Origin of the sequence: Nocardiopsis terrae, assembly GCF_014651695.1 — a bacterium.
GTDB lineage: Bacteria > Actinomycetota > Actinomycetes > Streptosporangiales > Streptosporangiaceae > Nocardiopsis > Nocardiopsis terrae.
Genome location: NZ_BMXJ01000005.1, coordinates 115663 through 133081, shown reverse-complemented (window position 1 = coordinate 133081; position 17419 = coordinate 115663). Strand labels below are relative to the sequence as shown.

The window sequence follows — 17419 nt, the reverse complement described above, 5'->3', positions numbered from 1 at the left end:
CCGGCCCCGGCTCCCCGAAGAAAGGCCGGGGCCGATCAGCGTTCGGGGAGGTCACTTTCTAGCGCCGTTGAAGAACTCCAGGTTCATCTTGAGCCGTTCGGCGTAGGAAGGGAGCTCAGCCAATCGTTCTTTGGCAGTCGGGTCCCCCGCCTCGACCCCCTCTTCGTACAGGTACTCGGCGAAACCCGGGGCGATGGCTCGGTAGAGGTCGCCGGCCTCGACGAAGACATCGCTTCCCGCGACGGATAGAGCTCGGTCGTACCATTGGCGGCTGGTATACGGGAATGTCAGGGATGATTTTTCATACGACAAGAGCAGCATGCCGGGTGCGTCCCCGGTCTTGGCGGCCTTGCGCAGCCACTGGTCCTGTTTCTGTTCTCCATCCTCACCCAGCGATCCCAGTGAATGCCAAGAAGCGTTAGTGCTCGGTGGAACCCGCCCTCAGCGGCGTTCTGGAGCCTCTGCACCGCCTCGCTGCTCCTGCCGGTGACGAGTAGAAGCCACCCGAGTTCGTAATCGGCCTCGGGAAGTCCGTCGTACTCGTGAATGTCGCGGAGAAGCGATTCCGCGAACCCAAAGTCACCGCGGCGTGAGTGGATCACGCCGAGTATCAGTGAACAGGTCGCATCTCCTCCATTGGATGCCTGGAGCAGGAAGTCTTCGGCGATCTCCAGCTCACCCTCAGCCAAGGCTGCCTCGGCCACCTGCCGTAGTTCGTCGGCATGAATGGTGGCGACTGTCCAGATGTCCTGGGGGACGGGTTCTTTTGCTTCCTCGAGTATCTGATCAGTGGGACGCCAGCGATCCGGTTCGACCTGAACCAACAGGCCACCGCCCTCAGGGGCTGAGAGTCCGGCCCAACCCAGCTCCCGGACGAAACTGACGTCTTCGGGAAGCTCGATGTCCTTCAGGTACAGGTAGCGAGTATCGGCGATCAAGCTGGCACGGACCGACGTCAGACCAGCCCGGACCAGGTCGGTCACGGTTCTGGCCAGGATGTGGGCCAGGAAATGCTCTGGTAGAGGGACTTCCGTGTCTGCCGTGCCGTCAGCGTCCGTGGAAGTGGGTTCGAACAGGTCGCCCCACACATCGCTGTCGTACCAGTCATCCGCCGCATCCTCCTCCATGGCCACCTTGGTCGGCGGGATGGGGGAGAGCTGCCCGACCGCCCCAATCTGACGGGTGATCGGCAGAGACATCGTGGTCGTCTGGGCCAGGAGTTCCTGGGCGGTTGGACGCTGACTCGGATCCTTGCTCAGACAAGCGCGGACGATCTCGAGGAGCGGCTCGGCCAAACCCGTCAGATCAGGTTCTCCAGACAGAAGCCGCGCGAGCCATGCGGCTTCGTTATGAGCTGGGTAGGCTTCCTTGCCGGTCGCGGCGAAGGTGATCAGAGCTCCCCAGGCGAAGATGTCCACCGCCGGGGTCAGGGTGAGGTCGGTCAGCTGCTCGGGCGCCATGTAACCGCGCGTGCCCATCTTGGCGCTGGCGATCACAGAGATTGATTCCAAAGCGCGGGAGATGCCGAAATCAATGACGCGGGGGCCATCCGGGGCGAGAAGGATGTTCTCGGGTTTCAGGTCTCGGTGGAGCACTCCGGCGGCATGGATGGCGGTGAGCGCAACAGCCGTGTTCACCGCCAGACGCTGAAGTTCGGCGCCGCCGTGGGGCCCGTTCTCGCGCACAGCCTCTCGCAGTGTGGGGCCGTTGATGTACTCGGTCGCGATCCACGGGGTCTGACTGTCTGGGTTCGCGTCCAGGACGGGGGCGATGCAGAAGGGGCTAACCTTGCGCAGCTGCTCGATCTCCCGGGTAAAACGCCGCCGGACGTCGCCGTCCTGGGTGAACCGGGCATGCAGGAACTTGATCGCAGCCTGTTGACCGGACTCACCCACACCGCGGTAGACATCCCCGAAACCACCACTTCCCAGGTGGTCGGACAGGTGATAACCACCGACTTCGCGGGGCAACCAGGCAGGGAGATTGGTCACGGGATGCCTTTCCAGGGTCGGGGACACGGAAGGGGGCGGCCGTTGACTCCGTTTCCGAAACAGATCCTATGTGGGGGCGCCTCGCTGAGAGCTGTCAGGTGTTGAACCAGGAGTGGTTACAGGTCCCAGGGGTCGATGTCCTTCGAGGTAGTCAGGAACTGGGGCAAGACCAGAGACATGGGCTCGCCTGGTTCGACAGGGGGCGTTGGTAGGAGTTCGCACAGACGCCCGGTCGCCCAAGACTCGATGACGCGCGCCTGCTCGGTGGATAGATCGAGGAGATAGACACCCAAGGAGGTCAGGTCGTCTTCCCATTCATCTTCTGTGGATCGCTCGCAGAACTCGACGGCGATCGAACCGCGGTGCGCGATGATCAGTAACTGGCACAGTTCACGTGCCAGGCGCGGGTAGAACCAGAACTCCGATACCACCCTGGTCGAGGCCAGCATCGGCGCGTCCAGAGAAAGGACCAATGGCGCGGCCTTGGACTCGGGAACGTGGCAAGTCAACGGATGGTTTCGCCGTGCCAGGACCTTCTGAGCCGATTCCACCTGCTGGGGACCTTCGACGACCACCGACCACCAGGGAAACGGCCCCCAGGTTCCGGGCCCGGTCTCCTCCAAACGGAGGCGGGAGTTCCGTGGCAGGTAAAACATGTACACGTTGAGACACTCGTTGGCGAACATCCGGTCTCCATGAGGCATTGCTGCCAGGGAACGTTCGTAGTTCGTGAGATCGCCCGGTGTCCTGTCGAGGATCCGAGAGTCTTCGACACCCCAGCAACCGGAAAGTTCATGGCGCAGCCGTTGAAGGGGCACGACAGCGCTGCGTTGGGTAGCCCAGTACTCCAGGAGCGCTTCTGAAAGGCCTTCGAGGTCCCACAACCGAACCTCCAGCTGCCATGGGTTGGTCCCGTCCCAGAGCCCGCCTCCAGCGATACGTCCTTGGACATGACGGACCAGTGCCTCCGTTGATTTCTGGGTCGGAGGTGGGGCCCGGAAAACTTCGCTGGAGCGCACCCACTCCGCGACCGAAGACGGCGGATCACCTTTCAGGAGAAGTTGGCCGATCCTGGCCACAATCACGCCACGCAGGAGATGTACGTCCCCGAGGTCGGTTCTGAAGCCTTCGGTAAGCATGGCGGGGTGGTCCGCCGTGTCCCCGAGGATGCCGGTGCAGACCTGGGAGAACCAGAGCGCACGGTCTCGACCCGGACGTGAGGGCATGTAGGTCTGCATGGGACCTTTCCGGAGAGGGTGTCCGGAGAAGTACACCAGACACGAACACAACGGCTCAATTCGGCTGCCCACACCCGAGCGCCGGTACCGGGATCACGGTGCTCGGGACAACGGTGGCTGTTAGCGTTGGCGTCGCGTCGACACCCCCTGAGCGAACCGGACACAAAAGGAAATGACGGACCAGAGCACCGTTCTTCAGTTGCGACTACCTGCGACCGCAACAGAACTGTCCCCCAACGCTCCACGAAGCATTGGGCCGTATCGGCTGGTGGCGAGATTGGGCGCTGGTGGTATGGGGGTGGTGTACGCCGGTATCGCTCCGAACGGCGGTGCGGTGGCGATCAAGACCGTGCACGCTGAACTCGCGGCGAACCCCGAGTTCCGCGCACGCTTCGCTCGCGAGGTCGACCTGCTCAGGAGAGTCGGTGGTACCTGCGTGGTCCCGGTTCTGGACGCCGATGTCCGGGCCCTCCGTCCATGGCTCGTCACGCCCCTGATCCAAGGGCCCACCCTTGCTGACCATGTCAGGTGGGAGGGGCCGCTGGACCCTTCCACGGTGAACGGTCTCGCGCTGGGTGTGGCCGAGGCCCTCAGCCGTATCCACGAGCACGGAGTCGCCCACCGCGACCTCAAACCGGCCAACGTGATCCTCTCGTCTGATGGGCCAAGGGTGCTCGATTTCGGTATCGCCCGTGCCGTCGACGAGACCGCGTTGACCCGAACCGGTTCCCTGGTGGGTACCGCGGGCTGGATCAGCCCGCAGCACTACCGAGGATTGCCGCCCACCTACACGGACGACGTGTTCGCCTGGGGGTGTCTGGTGGCGTTCGCCGCCACGGGCCGACCGCCGTTCGGTACCGGTGCTCCTGATGCCGTCGCCTTCCGGGTCCTGCGAGAGGAGCCGGATCTGGCTGGGTTCGATGGCCCGCTGGCCGACGTGGTGAGGCGGGCACTGTCCAAGGACGCTGACGGTCGCCCCACGGCGGCAGAGCTGCTCACCACAGTGGCGGGTTTGCAGATGGGCTGTGACACAGATGTCCTGGAACAGCCCACGGAAATCCTCACCCGTGTGATCGGCAACCAGTGGCCCTTGATCTCCGACGCACCCACGCGGCTGTACGAGGCTGTGCCCCCTTCGGGCACGACGGCACGCGGACGAGCCCGTAGCGGACGTCCCCTCGCACTCGCGGCAGGGGCGATAGCGCTCCTGGTCCTGGTGGTGTCCACCGCCTGGTGGTTGGGAACGGAACGTCGGGCTGCTCTGGACGGTGACCCCACAGGCCCGGAAGGCCAGAGCGGCACGCAGGTCGAGGAGGACATGCCGGAGAGCGAAGTGGGCAACCCCGAGTACATCGTGGCGCAGGCTCGGATCGGCCCGGGGGCGGAACCCCTGGATATCAGCCGGATTCGGCCTGAGGGTGGGTTCGTCATCGGCCTTCACCCCTATGACCCCGAAGGCGACCCGGACAACATCGACCCGATCAGTGGTGAACCCGGTGTTGACCTCTACGAGTTCGACCCACTGTGGGCGAGGATCACCGACGACGCCGAAGTGCTGTGTGCCTGGGTCTTCTGCCAGGACACAGCGGGTGGGCTCGACCCCCACGGGTTCGGCACCACACCCGCTAAACCGGAGGACATCATGAGCCACTTCGAAGAGCAGCTGTCGCGTGACGACGCGGATCCGCGCAATATCTGGCTCGTCGCCGAAGTGACCTACACCGTCAACGTCAACGGCGTGGGCCGCATTACCCGGATCGTCGAGATGTTCACACCGTGAGACTCGAAGAACCCAGGGTTGCGGACCCATCCGTTGCGTTAATCGGTGAGACGCACGGATATTGAAACCGTCACCCGGAGTCGGAGTTGTGGTCGGGGGGTTCGTCCGGCTCGTTGACCAGGTCCTGCCAGTTCATCTGGTCGACAAGAGCGCGAGCCAGGTTGAGGAAGGCCTGGAACCGAGTCTCGTCAGTCTCCATTCGCTCGATGAGCGAGGAGAAGAGGGAAGCGGCTCGCGTGTACCTGCTCTGTGGATCGTCCTGCTTTTGCACCAGGGGGAGGATGATGCTGTTGAACTGTTCCCAGGACCCGATCGAACCGCCCTGCCGCTCCAACCACCACGCACGTGCGGTGTCCGCGTCCTGGAGGACATGTCTGCGCAGGTGTGCGGCTCGGTCACTGAGCACCGCACGTTCGATGTGCGCGCGGCGGCGCTCGGTAGTGTACTCCGCCAGTTGTTTCCTGCCCGCCGTGCTGAGGTGTAGCCGCACTCGTGCGCAGACGCTCAGGTCAGGGTGGATCGTGGGCAGGGCCCGCTGCCAGGAGGCCAATGCCAGAGTCACCCTCTCCTGTAGATCGCGGTCGATGTCAGGGAACGAACGATGCTCGACCCGCTCTGCGATCCCCTGCACGGCGACAATGGTCGCGGCGCGGGCCACCGCCCGTTCGGACCGGGATAGCTTGTGCGTACCGCAGCGGTACCAGCCGGTTCCGCGCATACGGAGGTCCACACCGGGAACCCCCGAAGGCAGCGCGGAACTCAGGCGCACCCGTCCTTGCCGACGATTTCGGAATGCGGTCACTCGGACAGGGCCTCCCCGTTCGGGGTGGCCGTGATGAACTTCAGCAGGCCTCGACTCCCTGGCGTGTCCTTCGCGATGTACTGGTACATCATCGAATCCTGTTCGCGCCTGAACACCTCAGCCAGCAACTGTTGGGTCTCCGCGGGAAGCTCGCCCTGGCTGACCAGCTCCGACCACTCCGCGAAAGCGCGACCCGCGGGTGACTGCAGGTCGTGCCCCTCCACTGCCCTGCTCCAGGTCTGCACGAGCCAGGTCCGGTCCTCGGCCGAATGCAAGCGTTCCCCGTTCGGCCCGAGAAGGAGAGTTCGTCCCGCGGAACTGCCGGCCAGGGACAGGAATGCAGCGCGGCCCGCAGCTTGGAGCTCTGCCTTCGAAAGCCAGGAACGCAGAGTGCTGAAAACCAGGTCGGACTCGGTCCTGGCCAGGTTGGCCAGGGCCTTGGCCAACTCGGTCGAATCGTGCTGGTCGTTCTCGGCAATCAGCCTGAGCCGGATGAGCGCGATCTCCGGCCTGCGAGTACCCAGTTCACCTCCGCAGATGCCGGTGACAAGGGACAGAACGTTCTTGCTCGGCTTTCCCTTGACCCAGCGATACAGTTGGTTGCGCACGTAGGCTCCGTGCCCGGAGCTGAGCGCCGCCTCCGTCAATACCTGAATCGCGATGGAGCGCCGTGCTTCGGACAGGTCCGTGGTGATTGTGCGCAACAGTTCTGTTTCGGTGTGCTCGCATGCCAGGTGGACGACTCGTTCCATTGCCTGTTTGACGTCGCCCTTGGGCAGGATCCCGAGTGTGAACACCTCTTCGATCCAGTCCAGGACCTGATCCCGAATCTCCGGGAACTCCTTCAGGAGATGGCGGAGTACAGCCAGATCCAACTTCGCGTGGTCTTTGCTGAGATTCACCGCCCCGTTCTCGTGGGGCACGTGCGCAGCCTGCATCTTCTTCCCCAGGGTCGGTTCCTGGGCCAGCACAGCGGGAGTTCGCTTTACCCCCAGGTGCTGGAGAAAGAGGTTGGAGCTGGCTACCACGGCTCGGTCCGGGGCCCTGTCGAGCAGGGCCGTCGACCAGAGCACAGTACGGGTGGTGAGCGGGTCCGGTGCGTGCTTGATCTCCGCCGGGTAGAGCAGTCTGTCCTCGATGTACTCGCGCCACCCGGTGAACTCACCCAGCTTTGCCGCCAGGTCCTCCTTGTCCGAGGAATCGGAGATGATTTCGGAGAGCCGAAGGGCGTCCGACGGTCGCGGCCGGGACGAGATGATCGCAGCGACGCCACGCTCGGACAACCAGTCGACTCGCTCCCCACGATTGCGGCGCTTGAGGTCCTGCGTGATGAGTGTCGTGGGGTCAGGGCTGCCGAACTGGAACGTGACCTTTTGGGTCGTGCGGGCCAGGGAGCCTTCCCAGAGCTGAGGTGTTGAGAGGACCACGGTGTACTGTCCGCGCTGGAGGCTCTCTGCTCCGTAGTCGATCAAGTGTCGCCCGAAGTCTTCGTCCGGCAACTCCAAGGTGGCGAAGGACAGGTCCAGAATGCCTCCCTGCCCCGGACGCTGCGGAAGATACCTGGTCTTGGGTTTCGACCAGTCAGGGTCCAAACGATAGAGGCTGCTCGGCCGGACCACTGTCTGCAGGAGACGCAGCCCCAGGATTTCACGGCCGCTGCCGATCGCATCCACCAGCACGACGAGGCCGTGGCGCCGCAGCGCGGTTTGGGCCTCGTGCCACTGCGCTGTCTCGCTGGGTTCGATGAAATCGGGGCCCGAAGCTCTCAGGTCGTCCTGCGGGACAACCTCGGGAGCGATGTACTGCTCACCGTAGAAGTGTGCGTCGCCGGCCTGGACGCCTGTTGCTCCGGGGTGCACTTCCATCCTGTTCTCGATCATCGCCCGCCTCCGGCGTGGTTGTTGATGCTGTGGTTGGTGAAGTGCTCGGTCTGGACGATGGTGCCGTTGCCCCTGGCACTGAACTTGGAGGCCGAGAGCTGATAGGACTCCGCCTGCTCCGAGGGCGCATCGGTGTGCGCCTGCTCGGTGAGTAGAAGTTCCGGGTCGGCCAGACCCCAGTCGAGTCCGGGGACGTGCACCCAGGCGGGCTTCTCGAAGGACTTCACCCGCACCAGGCAGTGGGCGAACTCCTCCGCCCTGGCTCCGTTGGTGGCACCGCCACTACGGAAGACGTCCTCGTAGGCCCGTTCGGAGACGATCATGGCCAGCGAGGTCAGTTCCGGGGTGGCGCGGGCGAGTAGACCTCGAAGCCGGTCGTCGTCCAGCAATCGGTGCGTCTCCACCATGGGGTCTCCGATACCGCTGTCGGGGAGCGGTCCGACATGCACGCTGAGGCGAAGTTGGAGCGGTCGGCCGTCAGGGCGCGGGTGGCCCCGGAGCATGTCGTTCAGCGCACGGGGAAGGCAGCTCACCAGCGCTGGCAGGTGTTCCGGGCCGACACCCGCCACGTATCCGTCACCGGTGTGCTGGCCAAAGTAGCGTTCCTCCCAGGAATCGAGCCCGACAGCGGACATGGCCTTGCTCAGGAGGAGCAGGACGTCCTCGTTCACCACTGCCATGCCGTCGCTGTCGAGGGAACTGAAATCCCGGGCGTCCACCGCGACCACGGCACGGTAGGGGTTCAGTTTCTGGGAGTTCCAGAGCGACATCGCTCCCCCTCCGAACATGCTGATTTCGTTCATGTTCAAAGCATCGTTCGGACCCCGCAGGGTTATCGTCTGATTCTGGACGCTGGGCCGTGGGTCAGATCACATCGCGCAATTCCCTGGTTGTGTAGAGGTCAAGTGTGTCAATATCTGGCACTTCGATGTGTTTTCGTCCGCATTTGATGAGTTCGAGTGCTTTGAGGTGCCCCAGAGACTCGATTGCGGTCGCTCGGCTCATGCGGAGCATGAGGCCCAGCTCCGCTCGGTCCATCCCCAGGTGGATGGTGGTGCTCCGGCCTCTGATCTCGCCCACTTCACGTGCGAGGTGGGCGAGGAAGCGTGCCATGCGCGCCTCCGTCGAGTCGCGCCGGAGGCTTTGGAGGTGTGCCTCCTTCTCGAGTGAGCGGTTCAGAGAGAAGCGGTGCAGGGCCCCGGTCAGGCGGTTCCGTTCCACCAGGGAGAGGAAGGTGGAAGAAGGGATGCTGTGTCCCACACACCTGGTCACTGCCCATACGGAGGCGGTTCTCGGCTGATCGAGGAGCACCCCTACTTCTCCCAGGAGTTCACCAGGCCCTCGTAGGGCCAACGGAACGTTCTGCCCGTCGCGGGTGTCCTCGGTGACCTTGACGGTTCCCTGAATCAGTGCGACCACGAAACCCGGTGCTCTCCCCTGATGCATGAGGGGAGCCCCGGGTGAGTAGGAGCGACGGCTGCCGCTGCTGAGCAAGTCGTTCCACGCTGACTCTGGAATGCACTGGCGTAGGTTCACGGGCGATGGCTCCGCTCTGAGGGAGGGGCAAGCGACAGTGCGGATTGTGCCAAGTGGTGCTGACATTTTTCTTATGCTGAGCCCGGGCTACGGGTGAAGCCCCTGAAAGAGCATCTTAATTCGTACGCCAGTTCCATTATTGTGATTTTCGAAATACTGATGCTCTTCTTCAGTGGGTCAGGCTCAGCGGGTGAGGGTTCAGTCGCCCTCGAACGTGATGAGAGCCTGCAGGGAGGTGTGCCTGGCCCTCCTAGGGCGTGTTCGGTGGATCTTGAGTCTTGAATCTGTGGCTCTGACCGCTGGTGTACAACCGGTGTATGAGCCGCAGATTCGAGCTCACCGACCACGAGTGGGAACTGCTCCAGCCACTCCTACCCTCGCTCGCGCCCCAACGCGGGGGACGTTGGCGTGATCACCGCCAGGTCCTCAACGGCATCACCTACCGCACCCGCACCGGGATCCCCTCGCGTGATCTGCCCGAACGCTACGGGCCCTGGCGCACCGCCCATGACCGGCTGCTGCGCTGGGAAGCCGACGGCACCTGGGCCCGTATCGAAGAACACCTGCTCCTGGCCCGGGAACGGGACCTGGACGGCCAGATCGACTCCACCGTGGTGCGCTCCCACCAGCACGCCGCCGGAGCGCGAAAAAGGGGAAGAGCCCTGAGGACTCACGAGCCGCCCAGGGCCTCGGCACGTCCAGGGCAGGGTTGAGCACCAAGATCCACACCATCTGCGAGGGCAACGGCCACCCCCTGGTCACCACCCTGACCCCGGGACAGGACGCCGACACGTTGCAGCTGCCGGTGCTGGTGGGACTGGTACGGATCAACACCCCGGGCCGGGGCGGCCTCGCAGCAGGCTTGACTCCCTGGCCGGGGACAGGGCCTACAGCTCCAAGAACAACAGGGACACCTTGCGCACCGAGCGGATCCGGTGCACCATCCCCGAGCGCGAGGACCCAAAGGCCAACCGGCTCAGGCGCGGCTCGGCCGGGGGGAGGCCTCCCGACTTCGATCGGGCGGCCTACCGCCGACGCAACCGGGTGGAGCGGTTGATGAACCGGCGCAAGCAGTACCGGGCGCTGGCTACCCGGTACGACAAGCTCGCCACGACTTACCGGGCCACCGTCAGGATCGCTGACATTCTGATCCGGCTACGTGCCAGACCTGACAAGACCAGCAACCAAGATCCACCGAACACGCCCTAGGTGTACTGATCATGGAGGTTGGTAACACCCACCCCGCGTGACACACGCGAAGAGGGCCTTCGGTATCGGTGTGGATTGCGACATCTACCCGACTCACCAGAAGGCCCTCAATGCCCCACACTACCCACGCCAACGCCCGTCTGACCCCCGCCGGGCGCCTGCCTTGGCCCGCTGCGTGGTCGACCAGGGCTGGCCGCTGCGCCGGGCCGCCGAACGCTTCCAGACCAGCGTGAGCACCGCCCAACGTTGGGCCCACCGCTACCGGGCCCTGGGCGAGGCCGGCATGGTCGATGCCTCCAGCCGCCCCCACCACAGCCCTGGGCGCACCCCGCCCCACGCGAGCGCCGCGTCATCAAACTCCGCCACACCCGCCGGTGGGGGCCGGCCCGTATCGGCGGCCACCTGGGCATGCACCCCTCGACCGTGCACCGGATCCTGTCCCGCTACCGCATGCCCCGCCTGGCCCATCTTGATCAGGCCACCGGGCGTGCGGTGCGCCGCTATGAGCGTGCCCGTCCCGGCGAGTTGGTGCACGTGGACATCAAGAAGCTCGGCAACATCCCCGACGGGGGAGGCCACAAAACGCTGGGACGGGCCCAGGGCCGTAAGAGGCGGGCCAAGGCCGGATATGCCTACCTGCACAACGCGGTGGACGACCACTCCCGGCTGGCCTACTCAGAGATCCTGGCCGACGAGACCAAGCAGAGCGCTGTCGGGTTCTGGGAACGTGCCAACGCCTACTTCGCTTCGGTCGGGATCACCGTGGAGCGGGTACTGACCGACAACGGGTCCTGCTACAAGTCCCGTCTATGGCGCGATGTCCTGGCCGAGGCCGGGATCAAGCACAAGCGCACCCGCCCCTACCGGCCCCAGACCAACGGCAAGGTCGAGCGGTTCAACCGGATCCTGGCCCAGGAGTGGGCCTACGCCCGCCCCTACCGGTCCGAGTCCCAGAAGCGGGAGGCGTTCACCGGATGGTTGCACCACTACAATCACCACCGCTTCCACACCGCGATCAGCGGCCCTCCCGCCTCCCGTGTACCTAACCTCTCAGGTCAATACACCTAGGGGGCCGATGGCATTGACCGTGGGGGCTTGGTCGCCGTTCGTGTACGCCCAGATCGCGAAGTTGCTGTCACCGCTGTGGTTCAGTTCGAGGATGGTGAGTCCGTCGGGCTTCCATCCGACGGTGGGGGACCTCGTCACTGTTCGCTGAAGCCTCGTCGCGGATGCCGGAGGCCGTCACCGTTCTTTTGGATGCCTCTGGCGGGTCGGGCCCAGAGGCCGTTCTCCGGCCCCCCGGGTTTGGTGGCGGAGCGTCCTCAGACCGCGTGCTCGGGTCGCCGCTCACGGTCCGCCTGCGCCCGGGTGGAGCCACGGCTGTCCCGGTGTCGCCAGGCATGGATCGCGACGGCTGCCGTGGCCGCCAGGAAGAGCACCTGCATCGCGGCGCGCGGCAGGAGTTCCTGGTGCGGTGGCAGATCGGTGCCGGTCAGCGCCAGGTGCACGTTGGCGGGGAACATCGCCAGGAGCAGGAGGGCGAGCCCCGCAGCGGCCCAGGGGGCGGCCCGCGACCACAGCAGGGCCGCGGCCCCGGCCAGTTCCAGGACCCCGGTGACGGTGACGAGCAGGCCCGGATGGGGCAGCGGCGGCGGGACCATCGCGATGAGTTCCTCGCGCATCCCGACGAAGTGCACCGTACCGGTCAGCGCGAACATCGCCGCGAGCCCGCCGCGGAGCGCGACCGACCAGGATCGCAGGGCCCGGACGCCGAGCGCTCCGGCGGCCAACAGTGCCAGGGTGGCGCCGGCAAGGGTGATCAGGGGTTCCATGCTCGCTCCTCCAAAGTTTCCAATGGAAAGATAAGCGCATGGTGCCCCGACTTGTCAATGGAAAGTTGGGGGCGGAGGGCCCCGCTTGGGCCCCTCCCGGCGGCCCCGGGGGCGCCCCGGGGCGCCCCCGGGGCCGGTCCGCTCAGCCCGTGGGGCTGTTCAGGACTTGCGGCGCGAGGTCCAGGGGATGGTGGGCTGGAGTACGGCCTCGCTCAGGGCCTGGGAGCGCAGGTGGGTGATCTCCTGGTACTCGGGGTCGGAGACCATGCGGCTGAACACCTCCCGGCTCGGGTAGCGCACGAGCAGCACCGCGTCCCAGTCCTGCCCCTCCTCGGCGACCAGGGGATCCGCGCCGTCGCCCGCGTAGACCAGTTCGGCGCCGTACTTCTTCAGGAAGTGCGCCGTCCGCCGGGAGTACTCCGCGTACGAGGCGCGGCCGTCCGGGGCGAACCGCAGCAGGTTGAGCATGACGAAGGGGCCGTCAGGTCCCTCTTCCAGCATCTTCGCCAGGACGGGTCCGGTGGGGTCGACAGCCATGGGTGACTCCTTGTGGTGGGGCGGTGTGACGGATGGGTCGTGGTGGACCGCCGGGAATTCCCGACGGGTAACCAGTATCACAAACCGGCTGGTCGGTATCTACCGTGCGGTGTCGCTCCGCCTTCACGGGCGAACGGTTCGGAGGCGGCACCCGGCCCCGTCCCCTCTGCCGGAAGGAGCGGGGGCCGCGCGCGGTCAGGGCATCAGGGGCGGCGGGGTTCCCCGTTCCAGTAGTGGCCCGCGACCCCTTCCGCCTCCTCGGTGACCGGGTTGTTCAGGTTGGTGTCCCAGCCCTGGTCCAGCAACCAGAGGTGCACGGCCTGGCGTTCCTCGAGGATCCGGCGGTAGGCGTCGCGGGCCCTCGCGTAACGCTCCTTGCGCGCGGGGCGTTCACGCCTGAGCTCGCGCCGGGCCTGCGCTACCCGCCGCCCGTAGTACTCCTCGACGACCGCGGCGGCGTTGAGGTGGCTGAGGAACCCCTGCTCCTGCCACGCCGCCAGCTCACGGGCGCGCAGCATCTCCAGTTCCCTGCCGGTACTGCCCGCACCGCTGTCCGCCGCCCGCACCGCGCGGGACACGCTCTGCGTGCTCTCCAGCCGGCCGGTGAGGAAGTCCTCGATCGCCGCCAGTGCTATGGATTGCGTGTCCTGTGCGTCCGCAGCCATCGTCGCCCCCGGTCCGGCCGTCGCCCTGGATTCTTCGCGCGTGTGGCCGCTCCACACGCCCCCACGGCCAGGTTCGCATGTCAGCGCGGTCGAGTCGCACCCGATGGCGGGTTTCCCCCTCTGGAGCGCACGGCCCCGGTGCGGGCCCGGCGGACCCGCACCGACACGCACCCGGGTCCGGGACTGCGCGCGGTCCACCGCCTCCCCGGCACCGGCGGCGCCACCGCCGGTGCCCGCCGACCGCGCGGGGGACGACCCCTACGGCAGGATCCGCCGCGGCCCGCGCGGGGGCTCGGGGCGCGGCTGCCACTCCCGGGGATAACCCAGGGACACCTCGGTGTGCGGGACCCCGTCGACGGTGATGGTGCGGGGGATGTGCAGGTGGCCGTAGACGACCGCGCGGGCCCGGTAGCGCAGGTGCCAGTCGGCGGTCTCCTCGGTGCCGCACCACTGGGCGAACTCGGGGTGGCGCAGTATCCGGGTGGGCTCGCGCACCAGGGGGTAGTGGTTGACGAGCACCGTGGGCAGATCCGGGCCGAGGGCGTCCAACCTGGCGCGCGTGTACTCCAGCCGTGCCCGGCACCAGGCGTCCCGCCCCGGATAGGGGTCGGGGTGCAGCAGGTACTCGTCGGTGCACACCACGCCGCTGGCGTGGGCCACGGCCAGCGCCTCCTCCTTGGTGCGGGCGCCCTCCGGTCGGAAGGTGTGGTCGTAGCCGATGAACAGGGGCGCGACCGCCACCGGCCCGTCGGGGCCCCGCCACACGGGGTAGGGGTCCTGCGGGGTGTACACGCCCAGTGCGCGCAGCCTCTCGACCAGGTACAGGTACCGTTCCTGCCCGCGTAGCCGGACGGGGTCCGCGGGCAGGGTCCACAGGTCGTGGTTGCCCGGCACCCACACCACCGTGGCGAACCGGGCGGCCAGCGCCCCCATGGTCGCGATCACCTCGTCGGCGGTGTCGGCCACGTCCCCGGCCACGAGCAGCCAGTCCTCCGCCGAGGCCGGGGACAGTGCTTCGGTGAAGGCACGGTTGGCCTCGTGCCGCACGTGCAGGTCGCTGATGGCGAACAGGCCCACGGCCACCGCCCCTTCCGTGTCGACGCCGGGCCGCGGTCACCCTACCGGAGTAACGGGAACTGACCGAGGAAAGGTGTATAAAAGCCCCAAAAGACACACCCGACCGAGAGACAGAGCATCCCCCATGTCATCCCCTGCACGCCTGGCCCTGTGCACGGCGGTTTCCGCCGCACTGACCCTCACCGCCTGTGCCCCGCTCCAGGACTTCCTGGACGGGGCCGCCCCGACCCCGCTTTCCGAGGTCTCGGTGCCCCTGGTCGACCGGGTCGACCGCGACGACCCCTTCGGCGGCACCGAGGCCGAGGACTACGCGGAGGGCTTCGACGTCCCCGAGGCCTCGACCGTGGGCCCGTACCCGAGTGGGCGGGTCCAGGAGGCCTACGAGACCACCCGGGACTTCATGGAGGCCGTCTACCTGGACCGGGACGCGGTCTTCGGTGAGGACAACAGCGCGTTCACCGCGCTGCTCACCGACCAGTCCCTGGCCTGGTACATGGAGCACCACGGGCACGAGGACCCCGAACTCGACACCCGGTCCATCCCCTTCAACCTCGCCCCGGGCACCGCCGAGCCGATCGGCGACGTGGTCAAGGTGGACGGCCGCATGCGGGCGGAGGAGGCCGACGACGAGTACGGCCAGGACTACCTGGCCGTGCGCACCGAGTACACGATCGTGCACCCCGTCGCCCGCCCCGGGGAGCCGGTGTCGGTGCGTCTGGTGACCTCGCACTACGGCGAGGTGTCCTTCTACGACAACGGCGACGGCACCTGGGAGGTCTTCCCGAACTGGTGGCGCTTCGTGGGCCCGACGCACTGCCTCCTCGACGAGCACACCTTCACCCCCGCCTACCCCGACGAGGAGCCCCGCGGCGAACGGCCCAGGGGTGTGCCGGACGACCCCTACGACCTGGAGGACGGTCCCGCCGCCGACGGTGCCGAGAACGAGTGCGGGGCCATCCGGGACACCTGACCGGGGTCCGGTCGGGGCCCTCCGGAGCCGGTCCGAAACACGCCGTGCGGCGCTGACCGGGCCGGGGGGCAAGCCCGGGAGCGGGAAAAGAGGAAATGTCTCTCTCGTGGTTTTCTGTGAACCATTGAGACAGTTTTTAAGATGTCGCTTCTGTTGGCTTATGTCTGGTATTGGCGACGGGTTTTTTGTCCGTTCGCCCACATTCGTTTTCTGGTACTGGTAACGAAGCGCGCGAAAGGGGTCGATTTCTGGACCCTCGTTGCTTCTTGTATCGGACCTGTCCTGGAACGTTGTTGTCGGCAAAAGCAGCGAAAGCCTTGTGTGTGGCTCTTTTCGCTGCCTAATGTGATCAGCGCTTTCACGGGCCACTCCGCCGCAGGACGAACACCGCGGCGGTGCGGCCCCGTGAGTGCTGTTCCCTCCGTTCCCCGTTCGCTCGCCTGCCGAGGGACGGGGCCGACAGACGACACACAGGAGAGACACGGCCGATGTCGACCGAAGCCCCCGAGGTACGTACCAACGGCCAGAAGAGCCTGAGTACTGCCGCCGCGCGGAACCTGGCCACCACCACCAAGTCCGCCCCGCAGATGCAGGGCATCAGCAGCCGCTGGGTTCAGCGGACCCTGCCCTGGGTCCAGGCCGACGGCGGCGCCTACCGGGTCAACCGGCGCCTGAGCTACACGCTCGGCGACGGGCGGATCGAGTTCCACAAGACCGGTTCCGAGGTCAGGGTGATCCCGCGCGAGCTCGGCGAGCTGTCGCTGCTGCAGGGGTTCGACGACGAGCAGGTCCTCAGCGAACTGGCCGACCGCTTCACCCAGCGCGAGTTCGAGCCCGGCCAGGTACTGGTCACCGAGGGCGGCGCCGTCGAGTCCCTGTACCTGATCGCCCACGGGCGGGTCAGCCGCACCCACCTGGGCCCCTACGGCAACGTCAACCGCCTGGGCGTGCTCGCCGACGGGGACAGGTTCGGCGAGCAGTCCCTGCTGGACGAGGAGCCCGTCTGGGAGTTCACCGTCAAGGCGGACACCTCGGGCACCCTGCTGGAGCTGCCCCGACAGGAGTTCGCCCAGGCCCTGGACCGCTCGCCGGAGCTGCGCGCCCACATCGACCGGGTCCGCTCGCTGCCCGGCCACGGGCAGAACAAGCACGGCGAGGCCGAGATCGAGCTGTCCTCCAACCACATCGGGGAGGCCGAGCTCCCGCAGACCTTCGTCGACTACGAGCTCAAGCCCCGCGAGTACGAGCTCAGCGTCGCCCAGACCGTGCTGCGGGTGCACAGCAGGGTCGCCGACCTCTACAACAAGCCGATGAACCAGACCGAGCAGCAGCTGCGGCTGACCATCCAGGCCCTGCGCGAGCGCCAGGAGCACGAGCTGGTCAACAACCGCGAGTTCGGCCTGCTGCACAACGCCGACTTCTCCCAGCGCGTGCACACCCAGGACGGGCCGCCCACCCCGGACGACCTGGACGACCTCATCACGATGCGGCGCAACACCCAGTACCTGTTCGCCCACCCGCGGGCGATCGCCGCATTCGGCAAGGAGTGCAACCGGCTCGGCCTGCCCCTGGGCACCGCGGACGTGCACGGCCACCAGCTGCCGGCCTGGCGCGGCGTCCCGCTGCTGCCCTGCGGCAAGATCCCGGTGACCCGGGACCAGACCTCCTCGATCATCGCGGTGCGTACCGGTGAGGACAACGAGGGCGTCATCGGCCTGCACCAGACGGGCCTGCCCGACGAGGTCGAGCCGGGCCTCAACGCGCGCTTCATGGGGATCGACGAGCGGGCCGTCATCTCCTACCTGGTCAGCACCTACTACTCGGCCGCGATCCTGGTCCCCGACGCCGTCGGGATCCTGGAGAACGTCGAGGTCAAGCCCCGTTCCTGACCGTCCGGGACGT

15 protein-coding genes and 2 pseudogenes are annotated in these 17419 nt (G+C 66.6%); 5 read left to right on the top strand and 12 right to left on the bottom strand.

The window, feature by feature from the left end; translation table 11 throughout:
- Window positions 1–51 precede the first annotated feature (51 nt).
- The 3 genes from IE195_RS15005 to IE195_RS14995 all read right to left on the bottom strand — a co-directional run bounded on the left by IE195_RS15005 (window position 52) and on the right by IE195_RS14995 (window position 3229).
- Window positions 52–321, bottom strand: a complete 270-nt coding sequence (locus IE195_RS15005; RefSeq protein ID WP_191271848.1) for a hypothetical protein — start codon at window positions 319–321, stop codon at window positions 52–54.
- A complete protein-coding gene (locus tag IE195_RS15000; RefSeq protein WP_191271846.1) occupies window positions 288–1991 on the bottom strand; it encodes a serine/threonine-protein kinase in 1704 nt (567 codons plus the stop codon). Before IE195_RS15000 ends, IE195_RS15005 begins: the two co-directional genes overlap by 34 nt.
- Before the next feature lie 116 nt (window positions 1992–2107).
- Window positions 2108–3229, bottom strand: coding sequence for a hypothetical protein (locus tag IE195_RS14995; protein ID WP_191271844.1), 1122 nt, complete (start codon window positions 3227–3229; stop codon window positions 2108–2110).
- A gap of 172 nt (window positions 3230–3401) precedes the next feature.
- Here IE195_RS14995 and IE195_RS14990 point away from each other — a divergent pair, with 172 nt between their 5' ends.
- On the top strand, window positions 3402–5009 hold the full coding sequence (locus IE195_RS14990; RefSeq protein ID WP_191271842.1) for a serine/threonine-protein kinase: 1608 nt from the start codon (window positions 3402–3404) through the stop codon (window positions 5007–5009).
- Window positions 5010–5079: 70 nt separating this feature from the next.
- Here the strand turns inward: IE195_RS14990 and IE195_RS14985 are convergent, their stop codons facing one another.
- The 4 genes from IE195_RS14985 to IE195_RS14970 all read right to left on the bottom strand — a co-directional run bounded on the left by IE195_RS14985 (window position 5080) and on the right by IE195_RS14970 (window position 9293).
- Window positions 5080–5571, bottom strand: coding sequence for a hypothetical protein (locus IE195_RS14985; protein ID WP_191271840.1), 492 nt, complete (start codon window positions 5569–5571; stop codon window positions 5080–5082).
- A 236-nt stretch (window positions 5572–5807) separates the two neighbouring features.
- Window positions 5808–7691: a hypothetical protein gene (locus tag IE195_RS14980; RefSeq protein ID WP_191271837.1), complete on the bottom strand. Its 1884-nt coding sequence runs from the start codon at window positions 7689–7691 to the stop codon at window positions 5808–5810.
- Window positions 7688–8494, bottom strand: coding sequence for a hypothetical protein (locus IE195_RS14975; protein WP_191271835.1), 807 nt, complete (start codon window positions 8492–8494; stop codon window positions 7688–7690). Before IE195_RS14975 ends, IE195_RS14980 begins: the two co-directional genes overlap by 4 nt.
- Before the next feature lie 61 nt (window positions 8495–8555).
- On the bottom strand, window positions 8556–9293 hold the full coding sequence (locus IE195_RS14970; RefSeq protein ID WP_225942469.1) for a Crp/Fnr family transcriptional regulator: 738 nt from the start codon (window positions 9291–9293) through the stop codon (window positions 8556–8558).
- 251 nt (window positions 9294–9544) lie between these two features.
- On the opposite strand from IE195_RS14970, the pseudogene IE195_RS14965 reads away from it, so the two are divergent.
- Window positions 9545–10436: pseudogene (locus IE195_RS14965) on the top strand (IS5 family transposase).
- A 110-nt stretch (window positions 10437–10546) separates the two neighbouring features.
- Window positions 10547–11504 (top strand): annotated as a pseudogene (locus IE195_RS14960) (IS481 family transposase).
- On the opposite strand, the gene IE195_RS14955 reads toward IE195_RS14960, so the two are convergent.
- From IE195_RS14955 to IE195_RS14935, 5 genes are all read right to left on the bottom strand, one after another.
- Window positions 11487–11642 carry a hypothetical protein gene (locus IE195_RS14955; RefSeq protein WP_191271831.1) on the bottom strand — a complete coding sequence of 52 codons (156 nt, stop codon included), beginning with the start codon at window positions 11640–11642 and terminating at the stop codon, window positions 11487–11489. The pseudogene IE195_RS14960 and the gene IE195_RS14955 overlap by 18 nt on opposite strands.
- Before the next feature lie 116 nt (window positions 11643–11758).
- Window positions 11759–12268, bottom strand: a complete 510-nt coding sequence (locus tag IE195_RS14950) for a DoxX-related protein (RefSeq protein ID WP_191271829.1) — start codon at window positions 12266–12268, stop codon at window positions 11759–11761.
- 159 nt (window positions 12269–12427) lie between these two features.
- Window positions 12428–12805, bottom strand: a complete 378-nt coding sequence (locus IE195_RS14945) for a DUF1330 domain-containing protein (RefSeq protein ID WP_191271827.1) — start codon at window positions 12803–12805, stop codon at window positions 12428–12430.
- Between the two features lie 203 nt (window positions 12806–13008).
- Complete coding sequence (locus IE195_RS14940) at window positions 13009–13470, bottom strand: hypothetical protein (RefSeq protein WP_191271825.1); 462 nt, start codon at window positions 13468–13470, stop codon at window positions 13009–13011.
- A gap of 258 nt (window positions 13471–13728) precedes the next feature.
- Entirely contained in the window at window positions 13729–14547 is an 819-nt protein-coding gene (locus IE195_RS14935) for a metallophosphoesterase family protein (protein WP_191271823.1), read from the bottom strand.
- 124 nt (window positions 14548–14671) lie between these two features.
- On the opposite strand from IE195_RS14935, the gene IE195_RS14930 reads away from it, so the two are divergent.
- Together IE195_RS14930 and IE195_RS14925 are read left to right on the top strand one after the other, a co-directional pair.
- A complete protein-coding gene (locus IE195_RS14930) occupies window positions 14672–15517 on the top strand; it encodes a hypothetical protein (protein ID WP_191271821.1) in 846 nt (281 codons plus the stop codon).
- Between the two features lie 488 nt (window positions 15518–16005).
- Window positions 16006–17406: a family 2B encapsulin nanocompartment shell protein gene (locus IE195_RS14925; RefSeq protein ID WP_191271819.1), complete on the top strand. Its 1401-nt coding sequence runs from the start codon at window positions 16006–16008 to the stop codon at window positions 17404–17406.
- Window positions 17407–17419: the final 13 nt, after the last annotated feature.